Origin of the sequence: Agromyces ramosus (assembly GCF_004216665.1) — a bacterium.
GTDB classification, from domain to species: domain Bacteria; phylum Actinomycetota; class Actinomycetes; order Actinomycetales; family Microbacteriaceae; genus Agromyces; species Agromyces ramosus.
In genome coordinates, this window is sequence record NZ_SGWY01000004.1 from 247,282 (window position 1) to 271,699 (window position 24,418).

General features: G+C 72.3%; 30 protein-coding genes and 1 tRNA gene. 13 read left to right on the forward strand and 18 right to left on the reverse strand.

Going from position 1 to position 24,418, the window contains the following annotated elements; translation table 11 throughout:
* Positions 1 to 20 precede the first annotated feature (20 nt).
* Positions 21 to 2,531: a glycoside hydrolase family 65 protein gene (locus EV187_RS17405; protein WP_130354336.1), complete on the reverse strand. Its 2,511-nt coding sequence runs from the start codon at positions 2,529 to 2,531 to the stop codon at positions 21 to 23.
* The gene (locus tag EV187_RS17410) at positions 2,528 to 3,364 is read right to left on the reverse strand and encodes an HAD family hydrolase (RefSeq protein ID WP_423190903.1); all 837 of its coding nucleotides are present in this window, start codon (positions 3,362 to 3,364) and stop codon (positions 2,528 to 2,530) included. The genes EV187_RS17405 and EV187_RS17410 overlap by 4 nt, the downstream gene beginning before the upstream one ends.
* A 234-nt stretch (positions 3,365 to 3,598) precedes the next feature.
* Between EV187_RS17410 and EV187_RS17415 the strand changes: the two genes are divergently transcribed.
* The 3 genes from EV187_RS17415 (at position 3,599) to EV187_RS17425 (ending at position 4,364) form a co-directional block, all read left to right on the forward strand.
* Positions 3,599 to 3,685, forward strand: a tRNA-Leu gene (locus EV187_RS17415).
* Positions 3,686 to 3,751: 66 nt separating this feature from the next.
* Positions 3,752 to 3,997 carry a DUF1653 domain-containing protein gene (locus EV187_RS17420; RefSeq protein ID WP_130354338.1) on the forward strand — a complete coding sequence of 82 codons (246 nt, stop codon included), beginning with the start codon at positions 3,752 to 3,754 and terminating at the stop codon, positions 3,995 to 3,997.
* A 64-nt stretch (positions 3,998 to 4,061) separates the two neighbouring features.
* Positions 4,062 to 4,364 carry an NIPSNAP family protein gene (locus EV187_RS17425; protein WP_130354339.1) on the forward strand — a complete coding sequence of 101 codons (303 nt, stop codon included), beginning with the start codon at positions 4,062 to 4,064 and terminating at the stop codon, positions 4,362 to 4,364.
* 6 nt (positions 4,365 to 4,370) lie between these two features.
* Here EV187_RS17425 and EV187_RS17430 read toward each other — a convergent pair whose 3' ends face one another.
* The 5 genes from EV187_RS17430 to EV187_RS17450 form a co-directional block, all read right to left on the reverse strand.
* Complete coding sequence (locus EV187_RS17430; protein ID WP_130354340.1) at positions 4,371 to 4,583, reverse strand: SCO4848 family membrane protein; 213 nt, start codon at positions 4,581 to 4,583, stop codon at positions 4,371 to 4,373.
* 67 nt (positions 4,584 to 4,650) lie between these two features.
* Positions 4,651 to 5,031 carry a DUF2255 family protein gene (locus EV187_RS17435; protein ID WP_130354341.1) on the reverse strand — a complete coding sequence of 127 codons (381 nt, stop codon included), beginning with the start codon at positions 5,029 to 5,031 and terminating at the stop codon, positions 4,651 to 4,653.
* Between the two features lie 27 nt (positions 5,032 to 5,058).
* Complete coding sequence (locus tag EV187_RS17440; RefSeq protein WP_130354342.1) at positions 5,059 to 5,730, reverse strand: HAD family hydrolase; 672 nt, start codon at positions 5,728 to 5,730, stop codon at positions 5,059 to 5,061.
* 112 nt (positions 5,731 to 5,842) lie between these two features.
* The gene (locus EV187_RS17445; protein ID WP_130354343.1) at positions 5,843 to 6,550 is read right to left on the reverse strand and encodes an SOS response-associated peptidase; all 708 of its coding nucleotides are present in this window, start codon (positions 6,548 to 6,550) and stop codon (positions 5,843 to 5,845) included.
* A 49-nt stretch (positions 6,551 to 6,599) separates the two neighbouring features.
* Positions 6,600 to 7,142 (reverse strand): YbaK/EbsC family protein, encoded by a 543-nt coding sequence (locus tag EV187_RS17450; RefSeq protein ID WP_130354344.1) that lies wholly within the window; start codon positions 7,140 to 7,142, stop codon positions 6,600 to 6,602.
* 83 nt (positions 7,143 to 7,225) lie between these two features.
* Between EV187_RS17450 and EV187_RS17455 the strand changes: the two genes are divergently transcribed.
* Positions 7,226 to 7,585 (forward strand): DUF5655 domain-containing protein, encoded by a 360-nt coding sequence (locus tag EV187_RS17455; protein ID WP_130354345.1) that lies wholly within the window; start codon positions 7,226 to 7,228, stop codon positions 7,583 to 7,585.
* 53 nt (positions 7,586 to 7,638) lie between these two features.
* On the opposite strand, the gene EV187_RS17460 is transcribed toward EV187_RS17455, so the two are convergent.
* Entirely contained in the window at positions 7,639 to 8,721 is a 1,083-nt protein-coding gene (locus tag EV187_RS17460) for an SDR family NAD(P)-dependent oxidoreductase (protein ID WP_130354346.1), read from the reverse strand.
* A gap of 86 nt (positions 8,722 to 8,807) precedes the next feature.
* Here EV187_RS17460 and EV187_RS17465 point away from each other — a divergent pair, with 86 nt between their 5' ends.
* Complete coding sequence (locus EV187_RS17465) at positions 8,808 to 9,386, forward strand: TetR/AcrR family transcriptional regulator (RefSeq protein ID WP_130354347.1); 579 nt, start codon at positions 8,808 to 8,810, stop codon at positions 9,384 to 9,386.
* Positions 9,387 to 9,419: 33 nt separating this feature from the next.
* Here the strand turns inward: EV187_RS17465 and EV187_RS18625 are convergent, their stop codons facing one another.
* Both EV187_RS18625 and EV187_RS17475 read right to left on the reverse strand, forming a co-directional pair.
* Positions 9,420 to 9,596, reverse strand: a complete 177-nt coding sequence (locus tag EV187_RS18625; RefSeq protein ID WP_207221880.1) for a multidrug transporter — start codon at positions 9,594 to 9,596, stop codon at positions 9,420 to 9,422.
* A complete protein-coding gene (locus tag EV187_RS17475) occupies positions 9,589 to 9,786 on the reverse strand; it encodes a hypothetical protein (RefSeq protein WP_130354348.1) in 198 nt (65 codons plus the stop codon). Before EV187_RS17475 ends, EV187_RS18625 begins: the two co-directional genes overlap by 8 nt.
* A 191-nt stretch (positions 9,787 to 9,977) precedes the next feature.
* Between EV187_RS17475 and EV187_RS17480 the strand changes: the two genes are divergently transcribed.
* A complete protein-coding gene (locus EV187_RS17480; protein WP_130354349.1) occupies positions 9,978 to 10,418 on the forward strand; it encodes an SRPBCC family protein in 441 nt (146 codons plus the stop codon).
* 18 nt (positions 10,419 to 10,436) lie between these two features.
* Here the strand turns inward: EV187_RS17480 and EV187_RS17485 are convergent, their stop codons facing one another.
* Positions 10,437 to 11,486 carry a diacylglycerol/lipid kinase family protein gene (locus tag EV187_RS17485; protein ID WP_207221881.1) on the reverse strand — a complete coding sequence of 350 codons (1,050 nt, stop codon included), beginning with the start codon at positions 11,484 to 11,486 and terminating at the stop codon, positions 10,437 to 10,439.
* A 290-nt stretch (positions 11,487 to 11,776) separates the two neighbouring features.
* On the opposite strand from EV187_RS17485, the gene EV187_RS17490 reads away from it, so the two are divergent.
* Positions 11,777 to 12,256 carry a YciE/YciF ferroxidase family protein gene (locus EV187_RS17490; RefSeq protein ID WP_130354350.1) on the forward strand — a complete coding sequence of 160 codons (480 nt, stop codon included), beginning with the start codon at positions 11,777 to 11,779 and terminating at the stop codon, positions 12,254 to 12,256.
* Between the two features lie 14 nt (positions 12,257 to 12,270).
* Here EV187_RS17490 and EV187_RS17495 read toward each other — a convergent pair whose 3' ends face one another.
* Positions 12,271 to 13,182, reverse strand: a complete 912-nt coding sequence (locus EV187_RS17495) for an ADP-dependent NAD(P)H-hydrate dehydratase (RefSeq protein ID WP_130354351.1) — start codon at positions 13,180 to 13,182, stop codon at positions 12,271 to 12,273.
* Positions 13,166 to 13,888 carry a histidine phosphatase family protein gene (locus EV187_RS17500; protein ID WP_130354352.1) on the reverse strand — a complete coding sequence of 241 codons (723 nt, stop codon included), beginning with the start codon at positions 13,886 to 13,888 and terminating at the stop codon, positions 13,166 to 13,168. The genes EV187_RS17495 and EV187_RS17500 overlap by 17 nt, the downstream gene beginning before the upstream one ends.
* A 171-nt stretch (positions 13,889 to 14,059) precedes the next feature.
* Here EV187_RS17500 and EV187_RS17505 point away from each other — a divergent pair, with 171 nt between their 5' ends.
* Complete coding sequence (locus EV187_RS17505) at positions 14,060 to 14,539, forward strand: universal stress protein (RefSeq protein WP_207221882.1); 480 nt, start codon at positions 14,060 to 14,062, stop codon at positions 14,537 to 14,539.
* A gap of 94 nt (positions 14,540 to 14,633) precedes the next feature.
* Positions 14,634 to 15,059: a pyridoxamine 5'-phosphate oxidase family protein gene (locus EV187_RS17510; protein WP_130354353.1), complete on the forward strand. Its 426-nt coding sequence runs from the start codon at positions 14,634 to 14,636 to the stop codon at positions 15,057 to 15,059.
* 30 nt (positions 15,060 to 15,089) lie between these two features.
* Here EV187_RS17510 and EV187_RS17515 read toward each other — a convergent pair whose 3' ends face one another.
* Both EV187_RS17515 and EV187_RS17520 read right to left on the reverse strand, forming a co-directional pair.
* Positions 15,090 to 15,737 carry a response regulator gene (locus EV187_RS17515; RefSeq protein ID WP_130354354.1) on the reverse strand — a complete coding sequence of 216 codons (648 nt, stop codon included), beginning with the start codon at positions 15,735 to 15,737 and terminating at the stop codon, positions 15,090 to 15,092.
* The gene (locus tag EV187_RS17520) at positions 15,734 to 17,479 is read right to left on the reverse strand and encodes a sensor histidine kinase (RefSeq protein WP_130354355.1); all 1,746 of its coding nucleotides are present in this window, start codon (positions 17,477 to 17,479) and stop codon (positions 15,734 to 15,736) included. Before EV187_RS17520 ends, EV187_RS17515 begins: the two co-directional genes overlap by 4 nt.
* 177 nt (positions 17,480 to 17,656) lie before the next feature.
* On the opposite strand from EV187_RS17520, the gene EV187_RS17525 reads away from it, so the two are divergent.
* Positions 17,657 to 18,526 carry a universal stress protein gene (locus EV187_RS17525; RefSeq protein ID WP_130354356.1) on the forward strand — a complete coding sequence of 290 codons (870 nt, stop codon included), beginning with the start codon at positions 17,657 to 17,659 and terminating at the stop codon, positions 18,524 to 18,526.
* Here EV187_RS17525 and EV187_RS17530 read toward each other — a convergent pair.
* Positions 18,485 to 19,162 carry a hypothetical protein gene (locus tag EV187_RS17530; RefSeq protein WP_130354357.1) on the reverse strand — a complete coding sequence of 226 codons (678 nt, stop codon included), beginning with the start codon at positions 19,160 to 19,162 and terminating at the stop codon, positions 18,485 to 18,487. The genes EV187_RS17525 and EV187_RS17530 overlap by 42 nt on opposite strands.
* An 82-nt stretch (positions 19,163 to 19,244) precedes the next feature.
* On the opposite strand from EV187_RS17530, the gene EV187_RS17535 reads away from it, so the two are divergent.
* Positions 19,245 to 19,718 (forward strand): hypothetical protein, encoded by a 474-nt coding sequence (locus EV187_RS17535; RefSeq protein ID WP_207221883.1) that lies wholly within the window; start codon positions 19,245 to 19,247, stop codon positions 19,716 to 19,718.
* Positions 19,719 to 19,789: 71 nt separating this feature from the next.
* Entirely contained in the window at positions 19,790 to 20,707 is a 918-nt protein-coding gene (locus EV187_RS17540) for a DNA-3-methyladenine glycosylase family protein (RefSeq protein WP_242609687.1), read from the forward strand.
* Positions 20,708 to 20,732: 25 nt separating this feature from the next.
* Here EV187_RS17540 and EV187_RS17545 read toward each other — a convergent pair whose 3' ends face one another.
* Complete coding sequence (locus EV187_RS17545) at positions 20,733 to 21,104, reverse strand: winged helix-turn-helix transcriptional regulator (RefSeq protein ID WP_130354358.1); 372 nt, start codon at positions 21,102 to 21,104, stop codon at positions 20,733 to 20,735.
* Positions 21,105 to 21,211: 107 nt separating this feature from the next.
* Here EV187_RS17545 and EV187_RS17550 point away from each other — a divergent pair, with 107 nt between their 5' ends.
* Positions 21,212 to 23,494, forward strand: coding sequence for an LLM class flavin-dependent oxidoreductase (locus EV187_RS17550; protein ID WP_130354359.1), 2,283 nt, complete (start codon positions 21,212 to 21,214; stop codon positions 23,492 to 23,494).
* A gap of 21 nt (positions 23,495 to 23,515) precedes the next feature.
* Here the strand turns inward: EV187_RS17550 and EV187_RS17555 are convergent, their stop codons facing one another.
* The gene (locus EV187_RS17555; protein ID WP_130354360.1) at positions 23,516 to 24,400 is read right to left on the reverse strand and encodes a hypothetical protein; all 885 of its coding nucleotides are present in this window, start codon (positions 24,398 to 24,400) and stop codon (positions 23,516 to 23,518) included.
* Between the last annotated feature and the right edge of the window lie 18 nt (positions 24,401 to 24,418).

Here is a 24,418-nt window from a genome sequence, read left to right on the forward strand (position 1 = left end):
GCGGCTGTGAACGCCCGCGTTCAGTCGACGGGCACGACCGTATCCTCCTCGTCGAGATCGAGCGACAGCGTGGGCATCGACGCGGTGAGCAGCGTGCCGTCGGCTCGCCGCGAACCCGTGACGTCGCGCATGGTCGGCGCGCCGTAGAGGCGAGGGCCCTGGCCGTCGAGCGGCACGGTGACCGGGGCATCCGCGGAGACCACGACCTCGGCGCCGCGCACCCGCACGCGAGCCTCGTCGCCGACCTCGACCGTGAACGAGATCGACTGGGGCTCGACCGTCACCCGCAGACGCGTGTCGCGAAGCGTGATGCGGAAGGTGAGCTTCGACCACGCGTCGGGCAGGCGCGGGTCGAAGGCGAAGACGCCGTTGTGGTCGCGGAACCCGCCGAAGCCCGCGACGAGGGCGCTCCACACGCCGCCGGTCGAGGCCACGTGCACCCCGTCGGCCGCGTTGTGGTGCAGGTCGGCGAGGTCGACGAACAGCGCCGAGCGGAAGTAGCGGATCGCGAGCTCGTGGTAGCCCACCTCCGCCGCGATGATCGACTGCACGACCGCGGACAGCGTCGAGTCGCCCGTGGTCAGCGGGTCGTAGTACTCGAAGTTCGCGCGCTTCATCTCGGTGGTGAACCGGTCGCCCTGCAGGTAGAGGGCGAGCACCACGTCGGCCTGCTTCAGCACCTGGAACCGGTAGATGACCAGCGGGTGGTAGTGCAGCAGGAGCGGACGGCGGTCCTCCGGCGTGTTCTCGAGGTCCCACAGCTCCTTCTGCAGGAACGCCGAGTCCTGCGGGTGGATGCCGAGCTGCTCGTCGTACGGGATGTGCATGTGCGCCGCCGCCCGACGCCAGCTCGCGACCTCGGCGGGCGTCACCTCGAGGCGCGTCACGAGCTTGTGGTAGGCGACCGGGTCGTGCACCTGCAGGTTGTCGACCGCCGCGGCCGCCGACGCGAGGTTGAAGCGCGCCATCACGTTCGTGTACAGGTTGTCGTTCACGACCGTCGTGTACTCGTCGGGCCCGGTGACGCCGTGGATGTGGAACACGTCGTCGGCGTTGGACCGCCAGAAGCCCAGGTCCTCCCACATGCGGGCGGTCTCGACGAGGATGTCGATCGCGCCACGGCCGAGGAAGTCCTCGTCGCCCGTGGCCGCGACGTACTGGCAGAGCGCATAGGAGATGTCGGCGTCGATGTGGTACTGCGCGGTGCCGGCGGCGTAGTACGCCGACGACTCCTGTCCGTTGATCGTGCGCCACGGGAACAGGGCCCCGCGCTGGTTGAGCTCGAGCGCCCGGGCGCGGGCGGCGTCGAGCATCCGCTGCCGGAAGCGGAGCACGTTGCGTGCGACGATCGGGGCCGTGTAGCTGAGGAACGGGAGGACGTAGATCTCGCTGTCCCAGAAGTAGTGGCCGCCGTAGCCCGAGCCGGAGACACCCTTGGCGGCGACGCCGTCGCCGTCGGTGCGGGCGCTGGCCTGGGCGAGCTGGAAGAGGTTCCATCGGATGGCCTGCTGGACCGCCGGCTGGTCGGCGACCTCGACGTCGGAGCGGGCCCAGTAGTCGTCGAGCCACGACCGCTGCTGCTCGAAGATCTCGGCGACGCCGAGCTCCGCGGCCCGGTCGAGCGTGCGGTCGCTGCGGTCGACGAGCTCTCGTGCGGGCACGGTGCGGGCCGTGTGGTAGCTGATCGTCTTGGTGAGGCGGATCGGCTTGCCCTGCTTGGCGTGCACCCGGTAGATGTGCTTGGCGAGGTCGTCGCCGATCGAGCCGGATTCGGTGAACTGGTTCTCGGTGGCGATCGAGTGCTCGGCGCCGATCGCGATCGTCATGCCCGAGTTGGTGGTCTGGTACCCGAGCATGTACCGCGAGCCCTCGGCGCGCTTCACCCGCGGCTGCAGCACGCGCTCGATGAACTGCTCGGCCTTGCGCGGGTCGAATCCGGCCGGCGTCTCGGTGACGCCCGAGCGGTACTCGTCGCGTCCGTCCTGGCGGTTGAGGATCTGGCTCGAGATGGTCACGGCGGCATCCGAGTCGAGCATCTCGACCTCGTAGTCGAGCACGGCCAGGTGGCGGTCGGTGAACGAGACCATGCGCCGGCTCGTGATGAGCACGCGCTTGCCCGACGGCGTGCGCCACTCGATCGAGCGGCTCAGCGCGCCGAGCCGGAAGTCGAGGCGCCGCTCGTAGGAGAGGAGCTCGGCCACGGTGAGCACCAGCGGCTCGTCGTCGACGTAGAGGCGGATGACCTTCGCGTCGGGTGCGTTCACGATCGTCTGGCCGACACGGGCGAACCCGAACGCCTCCTCGGCGTGCCGGATGGGCCACGTCTCGTGGAACCCGTTCACGAACGTGCCATGGAAGTGGCCGTCGCGGCCCTCCTCGACGTTGCCGCGGAGGCCGAGGTACCCGTTGCCGACGGCGAACAGCGTCTCGGTTCGGCCCATGTCGGCGAGGCCGAAGTCCGTCTCGACGAGCGCCCACTCGTCGATGGGGAACCGGCTGCGGTTCAGCGGGTCGTGGTCGGCGAACCTCATGAGGGGTCCTCTCGGGTGGTGCTCGGTGCGGGGGATTCGGGGGCGGATGCCGCGGCAGCGCGCTCGACCGCGGGCAGCAGCTCGTCGAGGTCGTCGACGATCACATCGGCGCCGAGCTCTTCGAGCGCCTCGCGGCCGACGCCGCGGTCGACGCCGACGACGATACCGAACTCTCCGGCCGCGCCGGCCTTCACGCCCGACTCCGCGTCCTCGACGACGGCGCAGGCCTCGGTGGGCAGCCCGAGCAGCTCGGCGGCGCGCTCGAACATGTCGGGCTCCGGCTTGCCGGGGATGCCCTCGCGGGCGGCGACGGCGCCGTCGACCACGACCTCGAAGCGGTCGGCGAGGCCCGCGGCAGCGAGTACGGCGGGGGCGTTCTTCGAGCTCGAGACGACGGCGATCGCGGCGCCGGCTCGCGTCACGGCGTCGAGCAGCGCGACGCTGCCCGGATACGCGGTCACGCCCTCCTCGGCGAGCGTGGCGTTGAACGCGTCGTTCTTGCGATTGCCGAGTCCGTGCACCGTGTCGGCGGTCGGGGCATCCGTCACCTCGCCCTCTTCGAGGCGGATGCCGCGGCTCTCGAGCAGCGACCGCACCCCGTCGTAGCGGGGCTTGCCGTCGATGTAGGCGAAGTAGTCGTCGTCGGAGTACGGCTTCGCGCCGTGCGCCTCGAGGAACGGCGTGAAGAGCCGCGACCACGCGTGCATGTGCACCACCGCGGTGGGCGTGAGCACGCCGTCGAGGTCGAACAGCCAGCCGCGGATGCCGCTGAGGTCGGCGTCGCGCGGATCGACGGGAGTCGGGGGAGTGGGGGAGTTGTCGGGCGAGGTCACCGCCGTCCTTTCGTCGCATCGGTCAGGGCACCGGTACCGCTGATCGATGCTATTCCCGGTGGCGGGCGAGCGCGAGGCCGAAGGCGGACTCCGAGGAATCACGGAGCGAGCTCGCGGCATCCGCCCGGCATCCGCCCGGTCATCCGGCGCCATCGGAGCCCGGGCCCGAATGGTGCTGCGCGCCGCGAGATGTTAGTCTCTCGTGGTTGGACGCACTCCGGTGCATCCACACGTGCGCGAGTGGCGGAATTGGCAGACGCGCTGGCTTCAGGTGCCAGTACTCGCAAGGGTGTGGGGGTTCAAGTCCCCCCTCGCGCACCACGCAGTCCCGACCCCGATCATCGATCGGGGCCGTTTCCGTCTCCGCGGGCTCCGTAGCATGGGGCGATGAGCGAAGCGAGCGCGCCCCACGCGATCGAGCCCGGGGTCTACGAGCACTACAAGGGCGATGCGTACGAGGTGCTCTTCGTCGCGCGCCACAGCGAGACCGAGGAGGAGTTCGTGGTGTACCGCCAGCTCTACGGCGACTACGCCCACTGGGTGCGTCCCGCGGCGATGTTCGCCGAGCTCGTCGAGCGAGACGGTCGCACCGTGCCGCGCTTCGCCCGGGTGCCCGACGGATCGGCCCGATGACCGACCGCGGTCGGCTGTGGCAGTCTCATGAAGACCATCCCGAGCCGACGAAATGGGCGCAACCATGATCACCGTGCACCTCCGTTATGAGATCGACCCCGACAAGCAGGCGGAGTTCGCGGATTACGGACGTCGCTGGATCCACCTCGTGAACCGGCTCGGCGGCACGCACCACGGCTACTTCCTCCCGAGCGAGGGCGACAGCGACGAGGCGTTCGCACTCACCTTCCCGTCGCTCGCGTCGTACGAGCAGTACCGTGCGGCCGCCGCGGAGGACGCCGAGTGCCTCGACGCCCTCCGATTCGCGACCGAGACGAAGTGCATCCGCAGGTACGAGCGACGCTTCCTCTCGCCGCTGTTCGAGTGAGCGTGCTCAGAGCAGGATGACGACGCCGGTGACGGCGGATGCCGCGGCGAGCACGAGCGCGATCACGATGAGCACCACGTGCACGGTGTAGAAGGCCGTGCGTCGGCCGTCGGCGTCGCGGGCCCGCGGGTCGGCGGCGATGCGCGGGTAGAAGCGCGGCCACGCGATGGCGTTGAAGAGGGCGTTGGCGAACAGCAGGATCGCGGCGAAGAGGAGCACCGTCCGATCGTAGACGCGGTTCGGAGCGATCACCCGCGCGCGAAGTCGACCACCGTCGTCCGCGGGCTCAGTCCGCGGAGGGCACGAGCCGGAAGGTCGTGTCGATCACCTGGTCGCCCACCACGGTGTTCACGATCCGCGGCCCGTAGCGGTCGTACTTCTCGTGGTACGCGGCGTCGATCGCCGCGTGGGCGTCGGGCGCGGCATCCGCGAACTCGACGTCGCGCTCGACGCCGCCGGCCCGGATGCGACCGCGGCCGCTCGCCGTTGCGCGCCGGAACCAGCCGTTGTCGGGACCGTAGGCCGATCGCACGACCACATCGTCGCCGGCGCGCACGACCCAGATGGTGACGTACGGGCGCAGCGACCCGTCACGCCGGTACGACGCGATCTTCAGCTCCTCCGCGCCGGCGATGCGGCGCAGTTCATCCTCGGTCCACGAGCTCATCGTTCCTCCAGTCTCCGCCAACGGGTGTCACGGCTCGACGACGTCGCCGAGGTGGCGCTCGAGGTCGGCGGGGTCGTCGTACACGGCCTGCGCACCGGCATCCGTCAGCTCGGCGTCCGAGACCCCTCCCGAGCGGAGCCCGAAGGCGGCGAGACCGGCGCGGCCTGCCGCGATCATGTCCCACGTCGAGTCGCCGACGAAGACCGCCTCCGACGGCGCCGCGCCGGCCCGTTCGAGGGCCACCGCGATGAGGGCCGGGTCGGGCTTGGCCCGGTCGACGTCCTCGGCGGAGGTCGTCGCGTGCACGGCCTCGCGCGCGTCGGCGAGCGTCGCGAGGAGCAGCTCGAGTTCGTCACCGGGCGCGGACGTGGCGAGCACGATGCGGATGCCGCGGGCCGACACCGCCCGCAGCAGCGGGGCCGTGCCGTCGAACGCCCGCAGGCGCTCCGCGAGTTCGCGGTAGTGCGCGGAATGGGACTCCTTCGCCCGTTCGACCCACGCGTCGTCGCGCTCGCCGGCCAATGACGCGACCAGCCGCGAGGCATCCTGCCCGATGGCCCGATGGATCCGCCATGCGTCGGCGTGGACGTCCTGCTCCGCGAGAGCGCGCTGCCAGGCGTCGACGTGCAGGTAGTTCGAGTCGACGAGCGTGCCGTCGATGTCAAAGAGGACGGCGCGGACACGGTCGGAGGTGCTCATCGCCCCGTTGTACACGCGTGGCACGGGAGCGCACCACGGGTTGCGACTGGAGGCCGGCTGCGCAAGGAGGTGGGCTCGGTCGGCGCGCTCGGCGCGCGGAGCCGGAATCCGCTCAGGCGTCGAGCGGCTCGATGAGCGTCGCGTCGGTCGGGTCGACGGTGCGGGAGTTGTTGACACGGCGGTCGACCTCGTAGGTCGAGATCGTCGACGCCACCTTCTCGGACTCCGCGGTGAGCATCGACACCATCTCCTCCTTGCCCGAGTCGTCGAGCTTGACCGGGGCCAGGTAGTCGTCCCACACGTCGCGCTCGAGGAACACGGGCATGCGGTCGTGGATCTCACCCGACGCGTCCCGGGCCTCCCGCGTGATGATCGACGTGGAGACCTCCCACTCGTCGCCGACCTTGCGCGCCGTGTAGATGCCGGCCGCGGCGAGCATGGGTTGCTCGCCGTGCAGGAACCACGCCTGCTTGTCACCCGGCTCGCCCGTCCACTCGTAGTAGCCGCGCATCGGCACGAGGCACCGCGACGATGCGAAGGCGCCCTTCCACAGTCCGTTCGTGGCCACCGTCTCGATTCTGGTGTTGAACTGCGGTCGCTTCGAGTCCTTCATGAACGAGGGGTGGAAGTTCCACACCGCGGCATCCACCGACCTGGTGACCTCGCCCGACTCCGTGTTCTGCCGCTCGCGGACGATCGGCACGACCTGCGTCGGAGCGATCGAGTACTGCGGCACCCAGTCGCGGTAGTCGCCCCCCTGGGCGACGAACTCCTGGATCATCTCGTCGACCTTGGCGTCGTTGGCGAAGCGTCCGCACATGCTGCCAGTCTGCACCCGCCCGCCGACACGTCAAGCCCGGGCGCCTCGCTCAGCCCGCCTGCGCGATCGCCAGCACCTCGACGTTCGGCAGCGACGCCAGGAACGCCCCCGTCACGAGGAGCTTCGAACCGCGGATGCCGCTGCCGATGATCAGGCGCTCGTGCGCCGCGACCGACTCGTCGACCAGGATCGCCCAGTCGGCGGGCAGGCCCAGGGGCGTGATGCCGCCGTACTCCATGCCGGTCAGTGCGACCGCGTCGTCCATCGACGCGAACGAGAGCTTCCGCGCGTCGAGGTGGCGCCGCACGACGCCGTTCACGTCGGCGCGGTCCGACCCGCGCACGAGGCACGCGGCATACCAGGTGCGCTCGCCGCGTCGGGCCTGCACGATGACGCAGTTGGCGCCGTCGGCCATCGAGATCTCGTAATTCGCGCAGAACGCGGCGGTGTCGGCCAGGCCGGGGTCGATGGCCGCGACCAGCACGTCGGCGGCGTCCGCGGCATCCGCTGCCTCGATCGCGGCGGCCGTCGGCGCCGCGAGCAGCTCGGCGGAGTCGGCGGCCGCCGTGAAGTCGAGCGTTCCGAAGCGCATGACGAGTAGCGTACGACGGATGCCACGGCTGCCGCGGCCCGGGAGTAACCTGCCCAACAGGTGACCGGAGCGGGGGGTGACGGATGGCGCGCGCGACCTGGGAGGAGCTGACCGACGGGCTCTCGCCCGAGGACCTCGGGAAGCTCGAGGCGTTCCGCGACCGGGGGCTCGCCCTCGGCGACGTCGAGATGCGGGTGAACCGCACCGACGTCTCGTTCGCCCGCAGGCGCGTCTTCGCGAGCGCCTACGTCAAGAGCCACTGGCTCGAGGTGGGCATCGAGTTGCTGCGGCGCGCCGAGCACCCGAAGCTGCGAACGGCGTTCCCGACCACGAAGAAGGTCACGATGCATCGGTTGACGTTCGGCTCGGTCGACGAGCTCGACGATGCCTTCGACGACCTCCTCAGGGAGGCGTGGGAGACGGTGGGGCCGGGCACGCGTTGACCGCCCGATGGGCCGGCACGGTGTCGCGTGCCGGCCCATCGGTCATTCGCGGCTCACGCCGCCGACCAGCCGCCGTCCGACGCGAGCACGACGCCGTTGACGTTCACGCCGTCGTCGCTCAGGAGGAACGTGATCGACGCGGCGAGGGCCTCGGCCTCTGCGGCATCGGGCAGGATCGCCATGGCCTGGCGCACGCGCTCGGCGCCCAGCGGCGAGGCGAAGGTCGCCTCGATGTTCGTGATGGTCGGGCCGGGGGCCACGGCGTTCACGCGCAGGCCGCTCGGGCCGTACATGAACGCGGTCGACTTCGTGAGTCCCACCACGGCGTGCTTGGACGCGGTGTAGGCCACACCGGCCGCCGAGCCGCGCAGCGCCGCCTCGGACGCGGTGTTCACGATCGACCCGATGCCCTGCGTGAGCATCGTCGGCACGACGGCGCGCATGAGCTTCATGGTGCCGTCGACGTTCACCGAGAAGACCCGCTTCCATACGGCGTCGGTGAGCTCGCCGATGGGCGTCATGTCATCCATGATCCCGGCGATGTTCGCGAGCCCGTCGATGCGCTCGCCCGCCGCCGCGACGATCTCGGCGACCTTGGCGTCGTCGGTGATATCGGCCACGAGGGTCACGATGTCGGCGCCGACGTGCTCCGACGCGAACTCGTCGAGGCGCTCCTGCGACACGTCGACGGCGATCACGCGGCCGCCCTCCCGTGCGATGCGCGACGCGGTGGCGCGCCCGATCCCGGAGCCCGCACCGGTCACGATCACGGTCCGGCCCGAGAAGCGGCCATGGTCGAGGCGCTCGATCCACTCGGGGCGCTCGACCTCGGGCGCGCCGTCGGCCGCCTCGGCAGCGGACTCGGCGGGCGCGCGGCCCTCGGTCGCGGCATCCGCCGCACCGGCCGGCACCTCACCTGCGGCCGCGCGTGCGACGAGGTCGTCGACCATCTGCTGGCTGAACTGGCCCTTGCTCAGCTTCACGAGGCGCTTGATCGCGAGACGCTGCACGGGCTTCAGCACATCGGGGTTCTGGCCGGCCTGCGAGAGCAGGTCGCGGACGATCGGGCCGCCGACGGGGTGCTCGAGCCAGGTCTTGATCGAGTCGTCGCCGGTGAGGGTCTTGGGGGTGCTCATGCTGCTTCCTTCTCTGTCCGCTGCTGCGGCGGCCGCCGGTGGCCGTGCCATACCGGACATCGTTGTCCGGTAGTAAGGTAGCACCCATGCCTGAACGTGGGAAGGGAGTTCCGCGCACGGCGAAGCCCAATCGTGGTCCGGCCGCCGGCCCCGGGAATCGCCGGGCGCTCATCGCGGCCGCGCGGGAGGTGTTCGCCGCCGACGGCCTGCAGGCGCCGTTCAGCGCCGTCGCGAAGAAGGCGGGCGTCGGGCAGGGCAGCCTCTACCGGCACTTCCCCGATCGACTCGCGCTCGCCGTGGCCGTGTTCGACGAGAACATCGACGAGCTCGAGGCATCCGTCGAGCCCCCGGATGCCACGCTCGACGACCTGCTCGACGCGATCATCGAGCAGGCCGTCGTCTCGACCGCCCTCATCGACCTCATCTGGACGAACCGGCACGACGAGCACGTCGCGCACCTCAGCATCCGGCTCGCCGCCGTCGCCGGCACGGTGCTCGAACGCGAACGCGCGGCCGGCCGCATCGGCGAGCACGTCGCGACCGACGACGTGCTGCTCGCGATCACCATGCTCGCCGACGTGCTCGCCCGCACGGACGTCGACGACCGGCGCGCGGTGGCGCGCCGGGCGTGGGCGATCTTCCACGCCGCGTTCGCACCGCGCTGACGCTCGGGCCGGCAGAGCCCGGTCACGCCGCGATCAGGCTTCGTCGACCTCGCCCGGCCGGATGTCGGCGTCATCGGCGATGTCGATCCGCGTGACGCCGTCGTGCTCGCTCACCTCGATGCGGGTGGGCAGGTCCTCGGGGTTGACGATCTCTCCGACGTCTTCGGCGTCGGCGCCGGCGTCGCCCGAGCTCCGCTCGCGGTCACTCATCAACATCAACCGGGTCGCCCGCCGGCTCGGGCGCTCCGCCCGAGGCGGTGTCCGCCGCGACGGTCTCGCCGCCCTCCTCGAACTCCTCGGGCAACGGGATGTCGTCGCCGCCGCGGCCGGTGGCGTGCACATCGGGCGGCTGCTCACCGGTGTCGGGGACGGACGGGGTGAGCTCGGGGTCGGCTGCCATCGCTGCTCCATTCGATCGTCCTGCGACCGTAGGCCGCGGCGACGGCGGCCGTCGAGGGGTTGCCGCGCCGCCGTCGAGCGGGTACGGCGAGCGGCGACGGCGGCGTCGCGCCTGTCAATCCCCCCGAGGCGACCGCGTGTGCGGGCTAGCGTCGATTCGGGCCCGGTGGATGCGGCCCGGGGAGGTGCGCGATGTCACGCAACGTACGGGCGATGTCCTGCCCGCCGACCGCGGTCTTCGGTGTGCTCGCGGACGGCTGGCTCTACCCGACCTGGGTGGTCGGGGCATCCCGCATGCGCGACGTCGACGCCGCCTGGCCGGCCGAGCGGAGCAGGCTCGCGCACTCGGTGGGCGTCTGGCCGGTGCTGATCGACGACGAGACCGTGAGCCTCGAGTGGGACCCGCCGCATCGTGCGGTGGTGCGCGCCAAGGGCTGGCCCCTCGGTGAGGCGCGCGTGACGATCGAGGTGCGGCCCCGCGGCACCGGATGCGTCGTGCGGCTCCAGGAGGAACCGGTCGAGGGCCCCGGGGCGTGGGTGCCCCGATTCCTCATCGAGCCGATGCTCTTCCTGCGCAACCGCGAGACGCTGCACCGGCTCGCGTACGTCGCGGAGGGCCGCTCACGCGAGTGACGGATGCCGCGGCATCCGTCACTCGGCGGTCGGCTCGCCGTCGCCGGCCGGCACGCGCACGGTGAGCGCGCCCGCATCGATCCACGTGCGGAACGCTTCGGCGCGGCCGAAGGTGTCGCCGTCGAGCTCGATCTCGTCGGGGTGGCTGAGCACGACGTCCATCCGCTGCCCGCGCACGTAGCGCAGGGCGTCGACGTCGCGGCTGACGAGCTTGCGACCCAATCTCGTGCGGCGCAGCACCCCGTTCTCCCAGATCACCTTCACGAGGATCTGGGTCCAGCCCCACGCGCTCTCGGGCCGCAGGAAGACCGCCTCGAACCGGCCGTCGTCGATGGCCGCGGTCGGCAGCAGCAGGATGTTGGCGGGCAGCGACCCGCAGTTGCCGATGATGAGCGTGTGGGCCGAGACGCTGTGGGTGCCGTGACCGTCGACGCGGTACTTGATCCGCATGCGGTTCTCCTCGCGCAGCGCCTTGCGGATCGCGTCGACGTAGGCGAGCCAGCCGACCTTGGCCTTCAGGTCGTCGTCGGTGTTCGAGACCATCTTGGCGTCGAGCCCGAACCCGGCCATGACGAGGTACGCCGCGCGCTCCACGCCGCCGCCCTCGCGCCGGATGTCGGCCCAGGCGAGGTCGATCCGCCGGTCGACGCCGTCGAAGGCGGTGCGGATGGAGTGCTCCATGTCGTCGAGCGTCAGGTCGAGGTTGCGCGCGAGCAGGTTGCCCGTGCCCGACGGCAGCAGGGCGAGCGACGTCGACGTGCCGCCCAGCACCTCGGCGACGGCGCGGATGGTGCCGTCGCCCCCCGCGGCGATGACCAGGTCGGCGCCCGCCTCCAACGCCTGCTTCGCCTGCCCGCCGCCCGGGTCGGCTTCCGTTGTCTCGTACCAGGCGGTCTCGGCCCAGTCGGCCGAGGCGGGCTCGGCGGCGATGGCCGCGCGCAGCTCCTCGACGTCGACCTTCACGGGGTTGTAGATGACGGCGGCGAGGCGCTGGGCGGTCTCCGTCGCAGCGGGGGGCGTTGCCTCCGTCGCGTCCGGTGCGGTGCGGTCGTCGGTTTCGGGTTCCACGGCAGTCAGGGCTTCACGTCCTCGGATCGGTGAGCGGCGCCGGGCCGGCGGCCGTCGACTCCGGATGCCGCAGCAGCGGGTCCCCGTGTCGGGTGCTCGCTCGCGAGCCTACGGTCCACGGCGCCCCGGGACAGCCCCCTTGACGTACGCGCTCGCGCGTGCGGGCACCGTGCCCTCCTGTGGGCGGCGATGAGCCATCGACCGGCGTCAAGCCCCTATCGGCGGCCACAGGGCGGTGCGATCGTGATGGCCTCCCGCACCGAGGCGGGTGAGGATCGAGAGGACGCACCATGGTGCAGCAGACGTTGAAGACCCCCGAGGAACTCCTGCGGTTCCAGCTGCGAACGGCGATGACGATGGAGAACGACTCGCTCGCCGCGCTGGGGGAGCTCGCGAAGGCGGCCCGCTCGGCCGAGATCAAGAAGCTGTTCCGCCACCACGCCGACGAGACCAAGGACCAGATCGCGAACCTGCGAGAGGTGTTCCGACTGCTCGAGCTCAAGGAGGCGACCGCGCCCTCGCCGAGCACGAAGGGCATCAGCAGGCAGGCCGGATCGCTGATCGAGCGCACCGCCCCGAAGCTCCACGACCAGGTCGTCCTGTCGTGCGCCCTCGGCAACGAGCACTACGAGATCTCGGCCTACCAGTCGCTGATCATCGCGGTCTCGGGCATGCAGGCGCCCCAGGCCGTCGCATTGCTCCAGGACAACCTCGACCAGGAGACGCACACCAGCGAAGAGCTGTACGCCACGCTGCAGCGCATCGCCTGACCGCGTCCGCGGCGTCAGCCGCTCGCGGCCAGGCCGCGCGGCAGCTCGTCGCAGAGCTCGCGCGCGAGGAACCCCACGTCGGCCATCCGCTCGGCGAGGCGGTCGCCGGCGCTCGCGTGCAGGTGGGTCGCCCAGACCGTCGCCTGCGCGGCGTCGGCGCCGCGCGCCAGCAGGCCCGCGATCGCGCCCGCGAGCACGTCGCCGCTGCCGGAGGTGCCGAGGCCGGGACCGCCCGCCTCCACGTGCCAGGCGCCGTCACCCGGTGCGGCGACCTCGCCGAAGCAGGTCGTGACGGCGCCGTAGCGTTCCGCGATGCGCGCCACGGCGGCGGCGATGTCGCCGGGGTCGGCGTCTGGACCGCCGCCGCCCTCGCCGCCTGCGGGGTCGTCGCCGGCGTGCGCGCCGAGCAGGATGCCCGCCTCGTCGAGGTTCGGACTCAGCACCGCCGCGCGGGGCAACGCGACGTCGAGCCCGGGCAGCACTCCGAGCGCGAAGGCGTCGAGCACGAGGGCGGTGGCCCCGCCGTCCGCCGCGCACACCGCCTCCACCAGGCGCCGGGTGACGTCCGGGTCGTCGAGTCCGGGGCCGACGAGCACTGCGTCCGCGGTGGCGAGTTCCGACCGAACCCGCTCGCCGAGCGGGTCGCCCGCGGCATCCGCCCCACCGTCGGAGAGTGCGAGCACGCCGGCTTCGGGCACCGCGACGGCCACGGGCAGGGCGATCGCCGACGGCGTGACGAACGTCAGCCGTCCCGCGCCGACGCGCAGGGCGGCGATGCCCGCGAGCATGACGGCGCCTGGCGAATGCTCCGATCCGCCGATCACCACCACCCGCCCGCGCGCGTTCTTGGAGCCGCCGGGCGGGGGGAGCGGCCATTCGCGCAGCATCCGCGCATCGACCCCGACGGGCTCACCGGGGCGTGACATCGTCGACTCCGGGGTGCGCGGTGACCGGGGCGCCCTCGACGCGCAGGTGGTCGACGTTCCCGAACTCGACCAGGCGGAACCGTCCGTCGACCCGTTCGAGGTGCGTCACCGACGCGTTGCCGACCAGGTTCTCCTGCGCGAACTCCAGCAGTTCGGCCTCGCTCAATCCCAGCAGCACGTAGAGCGACACCATGACGATGGCGTCGTGCGCCATGACGAAGGCGCGATCGCCCGCGGTGGCCTCGAAGTCGCGGAAGAAGGAGCGCAACCGCAGCGCGACATCCGCCCACGACTCACCGCCCGGCGGCCGGTGGTAGAACTTGCCGAGGTGCCGGCGGCGCGCGAGCTCGCCGGGGAAGCGGGCCTGCACCCCGGCGTGCGTCAGCAGGTCGAGCACGCCCAGCTCCCGATCGCGCAGCCGCTCGTCGGCGAAGACGACCCGATCGCCGTGCTGGTCCCCCAGCGCGGCGGCGAGGGTCTGGCGCGCCCGGGCGTAGGGCGAGCTCCACAGCGTGTCGAGCTCGGGCAGCCGCGGCTGCAGCCAGTCGCCGAGGGCGTCGGCCTGCTCGGCGCCGGTCGGCGAGAGGCCGACGTCGGCGTCGCGGATGTCGAGGGGGATGACCTCGAGGCGTTCGGCCTCCGCCCGCGTCGCGGCGACGTTGCCCACGCTCTCGGCGTGCCTCGCGAGCCACAGTTCCCGCACCATGCGCGACCTCCGTCCTCGAACGAGCCAACCACCGGATGCCGCACGAGGGAACGCGTTGACACGCACGCGACGCGCCGGTAGGGCCGGCGGGTCGACGGCCAGCGGATGCCGCGAACGCGCGGTGTGACCTTCGGCCCAGTCCCCTGCGCGCGATCCGAGGAGGATGCGGGCATGCCCGAGAGCCTGCGCGACCCGCATCCGCCGGATCCGCACCCCGAACCCGAGCCCGGACCGCCCGCCATGATCGTCGGCGTCGACGGTTCGAACTCCTCGATCGCGGCGCTGCGGTACGCGGCCGGTCTCGCACCCCGGCTCGATCTCCACGTCCGCGCGCTCGCCGTGTGGAACTACCCGTCGTTCGTCTACGGCGGGTACTACCCCGAGCTCGACTGGACGCCGGAGGACGACGCCGAACGCATCGTGCGGCGGACGGCCGAGGAGGTGTTCGGCGAGGTGACGCCCGAGTGGTTCGCGACCCGGACCCGGCGTGGACGGCCCGCCGAGGCGCTCATCGACGAATCGACCCACGCCGAGATGATCGTGGTCGGAAGCCGCGGGCACGGCGGATTCGCCGGACTGCTGCTCGGCTCGGTCAGCGCTGCCGTCGCCGAGCACGCGCACTGCCCGGTGCTCGTCGTGCACGGCCGCTGAGCGCCGTCGAGCGACCGCCGGACAGCGCCGCCACGGCGATGCTGCGGGACCTTCGACCCGGCTCCGCGGGCTCCGCCGAGCGCAGACTCGACGCATGGACGACGACGAGCGCACACCGACCCGCGAGCTGTCGGAGGAGGAATGCTGGCGTCACCTCGCGGACGCGCCGTTCGGGCGCGTGGCGGCGACGGCCGCGGGCGAGATCGACATCTTCCCGGTGAACCACGCGGTGGACGGACGCACCATCGTGTTCCGCACCTCTCCCGGCACCAAGCTCCTGGAGCTCACCATCCGCAACCACGTCGCCTTCGAGGTCGACGGCTACACCGAGACCGATGCCTTCAGCGTCGTGGTGAAGGGGACCGCTGAGGAGTTCGACCGCCAGTCGGAGGTCGCCGCAGCCGAACGCCTCGGCATCACGCCGTGGGCGCCCGAGGAGAAGGACCGCTGGGTGCGGATCACGGCCACCGAGGTGCGCGGCCGCACGTTCGAGCGCCCCAGAACCGCCGAGCGGGGCTGACACGCCAGATCGCACGTGCGCGGTATCCGTTCACGTCGTGGACTTCGGCGGCCGGTGCTCGAGCTGGTAGACGGCCGCCTGCGTGCGGCGCTCGAGGCCGAGCTTGCGCAGGAGGCCGGACACGTAGTTCTTCACGGTCTTCTCGGCGAGCCCCAGCTCGTCGCCGATCTGGCGGTTCGTGCGTCCCTCCGCGATGAGCGCGAGCACCTGCCGCTCACGGAGATTCAGCGATCCGTACCGGGGGTCGGTGCGGTCCTCGTCGGTCGCGCCGGCGGCGACTCGCCTGGTCACCCCGGCGGGCAGCAGCGACCGCCCTGCGGCGACCGCTCGCACGTCGTCGACCAGCGTTGACCCGTTGATGTTCTTCAGCACGTAGCCCGCAGCGCCCGCGAGCACCGCCGACATGGCCGCCTCGTCGTCGTCGTACGCGGTGAGGATGAGACAGCGCACCTCGGGATGGCGTGAGCGCACCTCGCGGCACAGCTCGATCCCGTCGCCGTCGGGCAGCCGCACGTCGAGGATCGCGACATCCGGCATCGTCGCGGCGATCCGGCCGAGGGCATGCGATGCGTCGCCCGCCTCGCCGACCACCTCGAGGTCGGGCTCGCGATCGAGCAGGTCGGCGACGCCGCGGCGCACGATCTCGTGATCGTCGACGAGGAAGATCCGCGTCGTCATCGACCGCCGCCGGCGTCGGCGTCGGACTCGGCCTCGGTCTCGGTCTCGGTCGGCACGCTCCACGCGATGGTCGTGCGCCCGCGCACCGAGTCGATCTCGAGGGCGCCGCCGCGGCGCTCCGCACGGTCCTGCAGGTTGGCCAGTCCGCTGCGTTGACCGCCGTCGCGGATGCCGGCGCCATCGTCCTCGACGACGACCCGGATCACCTCGTCCCCCGCCTCGACCGTGAGCCGGACGGTGTCGGCTGCGGCGTGCTTCACCGCGTTCGTGAGCAGTTCGCGTGCCACCGCCGCCACGTCGTCGGCGAGGGTGCCCTCGACGAGGAGGTCGAGCGGTCCAGCGAAGCCGACCGCGACGGGATGCGCCAGCGATGCGGAGCACTGGGTGGCGATCTCGAGGACGCGACGCCGGACGGACCCGACGGCCTCATCGTGCGGCCGCAACGCGAAGATGATCGTGCGGATCTGCGCGATGCTCTCGTCGAGCGTCGTGATCGCCGAGCGGAGCCGTCGGGACAGCCCGTCGTCGTCGATCTCGCCCGCGACCGCCTGCAGCGTCAGGCCCGTACCGAACAGCTGCTGGATCACGTGGTCGTGGAGATCGCGGGCGATGCGCGCGCGATCCTCGACGAGCAGGGCGCGCTGGCGATCCTCGCGGGCCTTCGCGAGCTCGATCGCGAGGCCGACGCGCGCGGCGAGGTCGTCGGCGATGTCGAGCTCCGCGGCCGTGAAATGGGGTCGACCCGGCGACCGGGCGGCGACGAGCACCCCCCAGGCCCGCTGCGAACTGGTCAACGCGACGAACATCGACGGCCCGACGTCGCCCCCGTCGGCGATCGCGAGCGCATCGGCGAGATCGTCGTGACGGCCACCCGGGCGCGTCCGGGACCCGCCGCTCTCGAGCACGATGCCCGCAGCCGTGCGCATGGCGGGGATCTCGGACTCCGCGAGGTCGCCGGCCCCATGGCCGCGGGCCTCGGCGACCGTCACGGTGAACGGTCGGGGCCCGGGCAGCACGATGCAGACCCGCTCCGCCGTCGTGCGCGCGATGAGCTCGTCGGCGAGCATGGGCAGCGCCGAGCCGCTGGCGGTGTCGAGCAGGGACGACGCGATCTGGGCCGAGGACGCCGTCCAGAGCTGGCGCATCCTCGTCTCGTCGAAGAGCCGGGCGTTCGCGATGGCGAACCCCGCCGTGGCCGCCAGTGCCGTGACGAGCTGCTCGTCCTCCGCGGTGAACTCGGCGGCTCGGGGGTTCGACAGGTAGAGGTTGCCGAACACGTCGTCGCGCACGCGGACGGGGACGCCGAGGAATCCGCTCATCGGCGGATGCCCCGGCGGGAAGCCGACCGACCTCGGATCGTCGCTGATGTTGGCCAGGCGGATCGGCCGGGGGTCGTCGATGAGGGCCCCGAGCACCCCGCGACCCTCGGGGAGGTGACCGATCGCGGTCACCGTCTCGGGCGGCATGCCCACGTGGATGAACTCCTCCAGGCCGCCCCCCGGCGCGACGACACCGAGCGCGCCGTACTCCGCGTCGACCAGCTCGAGCGCCGCGTGCACGATGCGCTCGAGCACCATCGGCAGCTCGATGGGCTCGACGACGGCCTGTGTCGCCTTGAGCAGGGCGCGAAGCCGCCCCTGGGTGTGCATGACCTCGCCCGCGCGCTCCACGAGCTCCTCGAGCGCCCGGTCGAGCTCCGATCTCGGATGATCGGGGAAGGACAGCGGTGATCGCTCCGCCATTTCACCTCCACCCCGGGGGATGTCGGCAGGCTATCACCGCCGGACGGCTCCCACGAGCGACGCGATGGCGCGGTCCGGCGGGACCTACGGCCCGCCATCCGTCGCACGTGAGCGGCACGCTGGGAGCATTCGTTCCCAGTCCGGCGACCGCCGGCCGAATCGTGGGGGTGGTCGAGTATGCCGAGCCGGATCCTCGTCGGGATCGACGGTTCGCTGGCGAGCCGCGCGGCGGTCTCGTGGGCGCTCGAGCGGGCGCGGAGCATCCGCACCGGCGTCGTGCTGCTGATCGTCGCCGACGACGAGTGGGGCGCGATCGGCGATCGCGACCTCGGCGAGCTCAGAGCCACGGCTGAAGGCGTCGCCCTGCGCGAGCTGGAGTTCGCCCGCGAGCGGGCGGGATCGGTCGACGTCACGGCGGCGATCGCCGTCGGTGCGCCCATGCTCGTGCTGGCGTCCGAGGCATCCGCGTTCGAGTCCGTGGTCATCGGCACCCACAAGGTGGGGACGTTCCACGGCCACGCGCTGGGCTCTCGCGGGCTCCAGCTCGCCGCCGTCTCGCCGGTGCCGACGGTGGTCGTGCCGGTCGACGCGTCGGATGGGCGCAGCGGTGTCGCGGTCGGCGTGGGGGGCCCGCCGGGTTGGACGGAGGTGGTCAGGTTCGCCATGCGCGAGGCGCTGCGCCTCGAGGAGCGCCTGATGCTCGTCCGCGCCGAGGGGCCGACGGCCGTCGAGGAGCAGGCGGTGCTGCGGATCGTCTGGGACCTCCCGGAGGCGTCCGACCTCTCCGACGACATCGTCGTGCGCCGGTCGACGGCGCCTCCGGGCGAGACGCTGGCGGGCGTCTCCCGACGAGCAGTGCTCACGGTCAGCGGCCGGCCGACGGCTCCCGGGGCGCGCGGATTCCGTCCGCTCGGTCGCACGAACGGCGATCTCCTCATGAACGCCGGCGGACCGGTCGTCATCGTGCCGTTCGAATCGACCGCCGAGCGCCCGGTGTCCGTCCCATCACTCGTCCGCGTGTCCGCCTCGAGCGATGCCGGCGGGTGAGAAGAGCCGGAGGGCGAGCGGCGCCGTGAGACAGGCGAACGTCACCGCCATGAGCACACCGGCCGTCACGTAGAGCGCGACGACCAGCGCCACGGGGCTCTGTTCGTCGATGAACGGGGAGGGCGTGAACGTCCACAGGATCGCGACGAGCCATGCCCCGGCGTTGACCGGCACCCACCGGGCGGGGCGCGGGCGCGCGAGCACCAGCCACTGCGCGATCGGGATGCTCACGAGCAGCAGCACGGCGCCGACCGCGACCAGGACGAGCGGCCCCGGCGACGAGAGGTCGATGCCGAGCGTGCTCGGGAGCATGCCGAGGGTCCACGCGAACGCCGCGGCCGAAGCGGTGGCGACGATCCACCACCCGGCCCGCGGCCGGTCGGCGCGCATCCCGGCGTACTGGCCGATCGCGAGTGCCGTCCCCTCCACCGCGCCCGCCGCGATCACCAGCACGAGGCGCAGGGGGTCGTCGATCCCCGCGACGATCGTGAAGACGGCCGTCCCCGCGGCGACGGCGAAGCCGGTGGCCTCCCCGATCGAGACGGCGAGGATCCAGCGCAGGGCGCGCCGATCACGCCGGCGGTCCGAGGCACCCGCGCCGACTCCGCCCACCGCGCCGACCGCTCCTGCGTGCACGGCTCGACGCTAGGCGGGGCGCGGCGGCATCCGGGGGACCTTCGGCCCGTCTCGAGAGGTCGGCCCGGGAGAGTCTGGGAGCATGATCGAGCACCGAGGCATCCGGCTCACGCTGCTGCTGGTCCAGGCGTTCGTCGCCGTCACCGCCCTGGCCGGCGGAGCGGCCCTGATGATCGGTGCGCTCTCCGAGGGGTTCTCGTCCTCGTGGACTCCGCCGTCCGAGTTCCTCGCGGGGTCGCCATTCTCGTCGTACCTCGTCCCCGGGCTCCTCCTCGCCGTGGTGATCGGCGGCGGGCATGCGCTCGCGTTCGCGGAGCTGGAGCGCCACCGTCCGTGGGCGCTGTTCGGCGGCGCGGCAGCGGGCTTCGCCCTGCTCATCTGGATCTTCGTGCAGATGGCGGTCATCCCGTTCAGCGTGCTGCAGGCGGTGTACTTCGCCGTGGGGCTCCTCGAGATCGGGTTGGTGCTGCTGCTCCTCGACGTGCACCATCGCCTCGGACCGCGTCGGCACTCGCCCGCGGCCCGGGTCGGCGAGGCGGCCGGGCGCCGAACCTGAGCCCTCCGGGCGATCGCGCGACGCCCATGCGCGGACCCGTCGCTGTCAGGCGGGTGGTGCACACTGGAGCCGTGATCGCCGAGCATGCGCTGACCTGGAGCCCGCGGCATCCGACCGACCTGCTGCAGACCATCGGTGCGCTCCGGCGTGGGGGCGGCGATCCCACGTACCACCGCGACGAGCGCGGGGCGGTGTGGCGCACCACGCGCACCGACGAGGGCGTCGCGACCCTGCGCTACACCCAGCCCGCCTCCGACGAGCTGCGCTGCGAGGGCTGGGGGCCGGGCGCCCGATCGGGCGTCGCCTCGGCACCCGAGCTGCTCGGCGAACGCGACGATCCGGGCGACTTCGAGCCCGGCATCCGACTGCTCGACGACGCCCACCGACGCAACCCCGGCCTGCGCATCCCGCGCACCGGCCGGGTCTTCGAGGCGCTCGCGCCGGCCATCCTCGAGCAGAAGGTCATCACGCTGCAGGCCCATGACTCGTGGCGGCGGCTCGTCTGGCGCTTCGGCGACGCGGCACCCGGCCCCACGCCGCGGAAGATGCGGGTGGCCCCGTCGCCCGAGCGGTGGGCGTCGATCCCGACGTGGGAGTGGCACACCGCCGGCGTCGACCCGCGACGCGCCCGCACGATCGTGAACGCCGCGCGCTACGCGGCCCGCCTCGAGGAGGCGGTCGCCATGAGCCCCTCGGATGCCGCGGCCCGCCTCACGCTCATGCCGGGCGTCGGCGCGTGGACCGCCGCCGAGGTCGCCCAGCGCGCGCTCGGCGACGCCGATGCGCTCTCGGTGGGCGACTACCACCTGTCGAACTACCTGGGCCACGCGCTCTGGGGCCGCGACATGACCGACGACGAGATGCTCGTGGCGATGGCGCCGTGGGCGGGGCATCGCTACCGCGTGGTGCGCCTGCTCGGCGCGGCGGGCGTGCGCGGTCGTCCGCGCCGGGGTCCCCGCATGTCGTTCGTCGACCACCGCGCGATCTGAGCGGGTGTGCGCCTCGGCGGCGGCGTCACGATGCCCGCCGCTCGATGGGCTCGGCGTGCTCGAGTCCCCACTCGGTGAGCGGCTGGAGCAGTTCGATCAGTCGCAGGCCGTCGGTGCTGGGGGTGTAGCTGATCGCCACGGGCGTGGTCGCGCGCACGTGCCGCTCCATCAGCCCCTCGGCCTCGAGCTCGCGCAGGCGGGCGGCGAGCAGGCGGTCGGAGATGCCCGTGACCGCGGCACGGTACTCCGAGAAGCGCCGTGCGCCGCGCACGCCGGCGAGCAGGATGGCCGCGTTCCACTTGCGGCCGGCGAACTCGACGGTGGACTGGAACCGGCGGCAGGCCGCCTCGTCGATGTGCCCGAGTTCCTCGAGTCGTTCGTTCGGGCGTGCACCCATGAGACCTCCATCACTCACTCGGAGTAAGCGACTTACCCCCTCCGTGCATTCCCGATCGCGCTGGGCGAGCATGGAGGCATCCATTCGCATGACCCGATCGGAGCAGGATGCACTACGGCCACGAGCTGCAGTTCGGCACCTTCATCACCCCGACGAACGACCCGCCGCAGGCGGCCGTGCGCCTCGCCGAACTGGCCGACGCATCCGGCTACGACCTCGTCACGTTCCAGGACCACCCGTACCAGCCGCGATTCCACGACACGTCGACGCTGCTCACCTGGGTCGCCGCGCGCACCGAGCGCATCCACCTCGCAGCCAACGTCGCCAACCTGCCGTTGCGCCCGCCCGCGGTGCTCGCACGGGCCGCCGCCAGCCTCGACCTGCTCAGCGGCGGCCGCTTCGAGCTCGGGCTCGGCGCAGGCGGATTCTGGGACGCGATCGACGCCATGGGCGGACGACGGCTCACGCCCGGGCAGGCCGTCGACGCCCTCTCGGAGGCGATCGACGTCATCCGCGGGGTCTGGGACCAGGGCGAGCGCACCCGCTTCGAGGTCGACGGCGGTTACTACCACGTCAGCGGCGCGAAGCGCGGACCCGCTCCAGCGCACGACATCCCCATCTGGATCGGCGCGCTCAAGCCCCGGATGCTGCGGCTCATCGGTCGCAAGGGCGACGGGTGGCTGCCGTCGCTGGCGTACCTGAAGCCCGGCGACCTCGCCGCGGGCAACCGCACGATCGACGAGTCGGCGCTCGCCGCCGGACGCGATCCGCGCGAGATCCGCCGCCTCGTGAACATCGGCGGCCGATTCTCGTCGGGCGGCGGCGGAGGCTTCCTCGACGGGCCGGCCGCCCAGTGGGTCGAGCAGCTGCTGCCGTACGTGGTCGACGACGGCATCGGCACGTTCATCCTCGCGAGCGACGACCCTGCCACGATGCAGCGGTTCGCCGCCGAGGTCGCCCCCGCCCTCCGCGAGGCCGTCGCGCACGAGCTCAGGCACGCGGATGCCGCGACGGTCGCCGAGGCCACCTGGGTCGGTCGCAGCACTGCGGTGCGCGCGAAGCGCCGCGCGGGCATCGACTACGACGCGCTGCCCGTGTCGCTCGCGGCGAACGCGGTCGAGCCCGGCGACGCCGGCTACGTCCGCGTGAGGTCCACGTATCTGCGAGGCGGGTCGCCCGGGCTCGTGCTGCGCCCGGGCGATGCCGAGGAGGTCGCGGAGGCGATCGCGTTCGCCCGCGCCAACCCCACCGTGCCGCTCGGCGTGCGCAGCGGCGGCCACGGCATCAGTGGACGGTCCACGAACGACGGCGGCATCGTCATCGACCTCGGCCGGCTCGACGCGATGGAGGTGCTCGACGCGTCGCGGCGACTCGTGCGCATCGGCGCGGGGGCCCGCTGGAAGGACGTCGCCGCGTTCCTCGCGCCGCATGGCTGGGCGCTGAGCTCGGGCGACTACGGCGGCGTCGGCGTCGGCGGCCTCGCGACCGCGGGCGGCATCGGGTGGTTGGTGCGCGAGCACGGGCTCACGATCGACCACGTGCGCGCCGTCGAGCTGGTGCTCGCGGACGGTCGCATCGTGCGAGCGGATGCCACGCGGCATCCGGAGCTCTTCTGGGCCGTTCGGGGCGCCGGTGCGAACGTGGGCATCGTCACCGCGTTCGAGTTCGAGGTGGACGAGGTGGGCGATGTGGGATTCGCACAGCTCGCGTTCGATGCGAGCGACGCCGCGGGGTTCCTGCGGGCGTGGGGGGACTGGGTGGTCGATGCGCCGCGCGATCTCACGAGCTTCCTCATCATGGGCGGCGCCCGACCGGGCGAGCCGCGCGTCGCGCAGGTCATGGCCGTCGTCGACTCCGACGACCCCGAGACCGTGCTCGCACGGCTGCAGCCGCTCGCGGAGGCCGCGCCGCTCATCGGGCAGGACGTACGCATCACGAGCTACCGCACGGTGATCTCGAACTCCGACGACGCCGCGCACGCCGCAGAGGGGGATCCGACCGCACGGTCGGGCCTCATCGGCCGGATCACCCCCGAGTTCGCCCGCGACGCGGCGCGGTTCCTCGACAGCGGGGCGACGTATTTCTTCCAATTGCGAGCGGTCGGCGGCGCCGTCCACGACGTGCCGGCGGAGGCGATGGCCTTCGCGCATCGCTCGTCGGAATTCAGCGTCGTCGCGTTCGGGTCGAGCCGGCAGCGCACCTCGGAGCGGTGGCGAGAGCTCATCGGCCCGCACCTCGACGGCGCCTACCTGAGCTTCGAAACCGAGCAGGGCGACGAGCAGGTGGAGGCCGCGTTCCCGCCCGCGACGCTCGCGCGGCTGCGCGCGATCAAGGCGCAGGTCGACCCCGGCAACGTGTTCCGCGACAACGCGAACGTGCGCCCGGCGTAGCGTTTCACGCCGCGACGGCCGTCACGCGTCGGTGAACAGCATCGCCAGCAGCTGGATGCCGATCGCGCTCGCGACGAACCGATGGCGCCGATTGCTCGTGAGCTGCGCCACCCAGTCGAAGAGGCCCAGGTCCACGATCTCGGCGAAGTCGCCGTTCGCGGTGTGCACCCCGTACCCGACCCGAAGTCCGTGGTAGTAGTCCGACACGAGCGGTTCGGTGCGCACGTCGACGTCGGGCTGCGCCGAGCCGATCGCCGTGAGCACCCGCTCCAGCAGGGCGGGGGACGTGCCGTCGGAGCGCACGATCGCCGCCGGGCGGTTCCAGTGCACGTCGCGAGTGCGCCCGGCCAAGTCGAGGATCCGTCGATGGGCCTCGAGCTGGGAGACCACGGCCGCGACCTCGAACCCGTCGTCGGCGAGGCCGGGTCCCGCGTCGGCCAGCACGAACAGGCGGAAGTGCAGGGTGCGTCCGGGCTCGTTCCCCGCCGGTTGCATCCGCAGCACCTGATGGGTGGTGCACAACCGCACATGTGCGGTCGGATCCGCGCGCAGGCGCCGACCGCACTCGAGGGCCAGCACGTTCGTCGGATCGGATACGACCTCGGAGGCGCGGATCGTCGAGAGGGCGCGGTCCTGGGAGGTGGGCGCGAGGACCGAGGTCGATCCGAGCGGCGTCACGGGTGAGAGCAGCACGCCCTCGTAGGCCTCGGCGGCGTCGAGGGCGAGCGCGTCGAAGGCCACGCTGGTGCGGAGGTCGACGGGACTCGGGCCGACCGTGGCATCCGTCGACCACCGGGTGAGCAGGTCGGCCGGGCGTCGGCGAGCCGCCTCGTCACGCGCACCCGCGAGCAGGTCGCCGCGGCGATCGCTCGGGATCGGGCGTCGCCGTCGCTCCCCGTCGTCCATCGACCCATGATGCCGCGA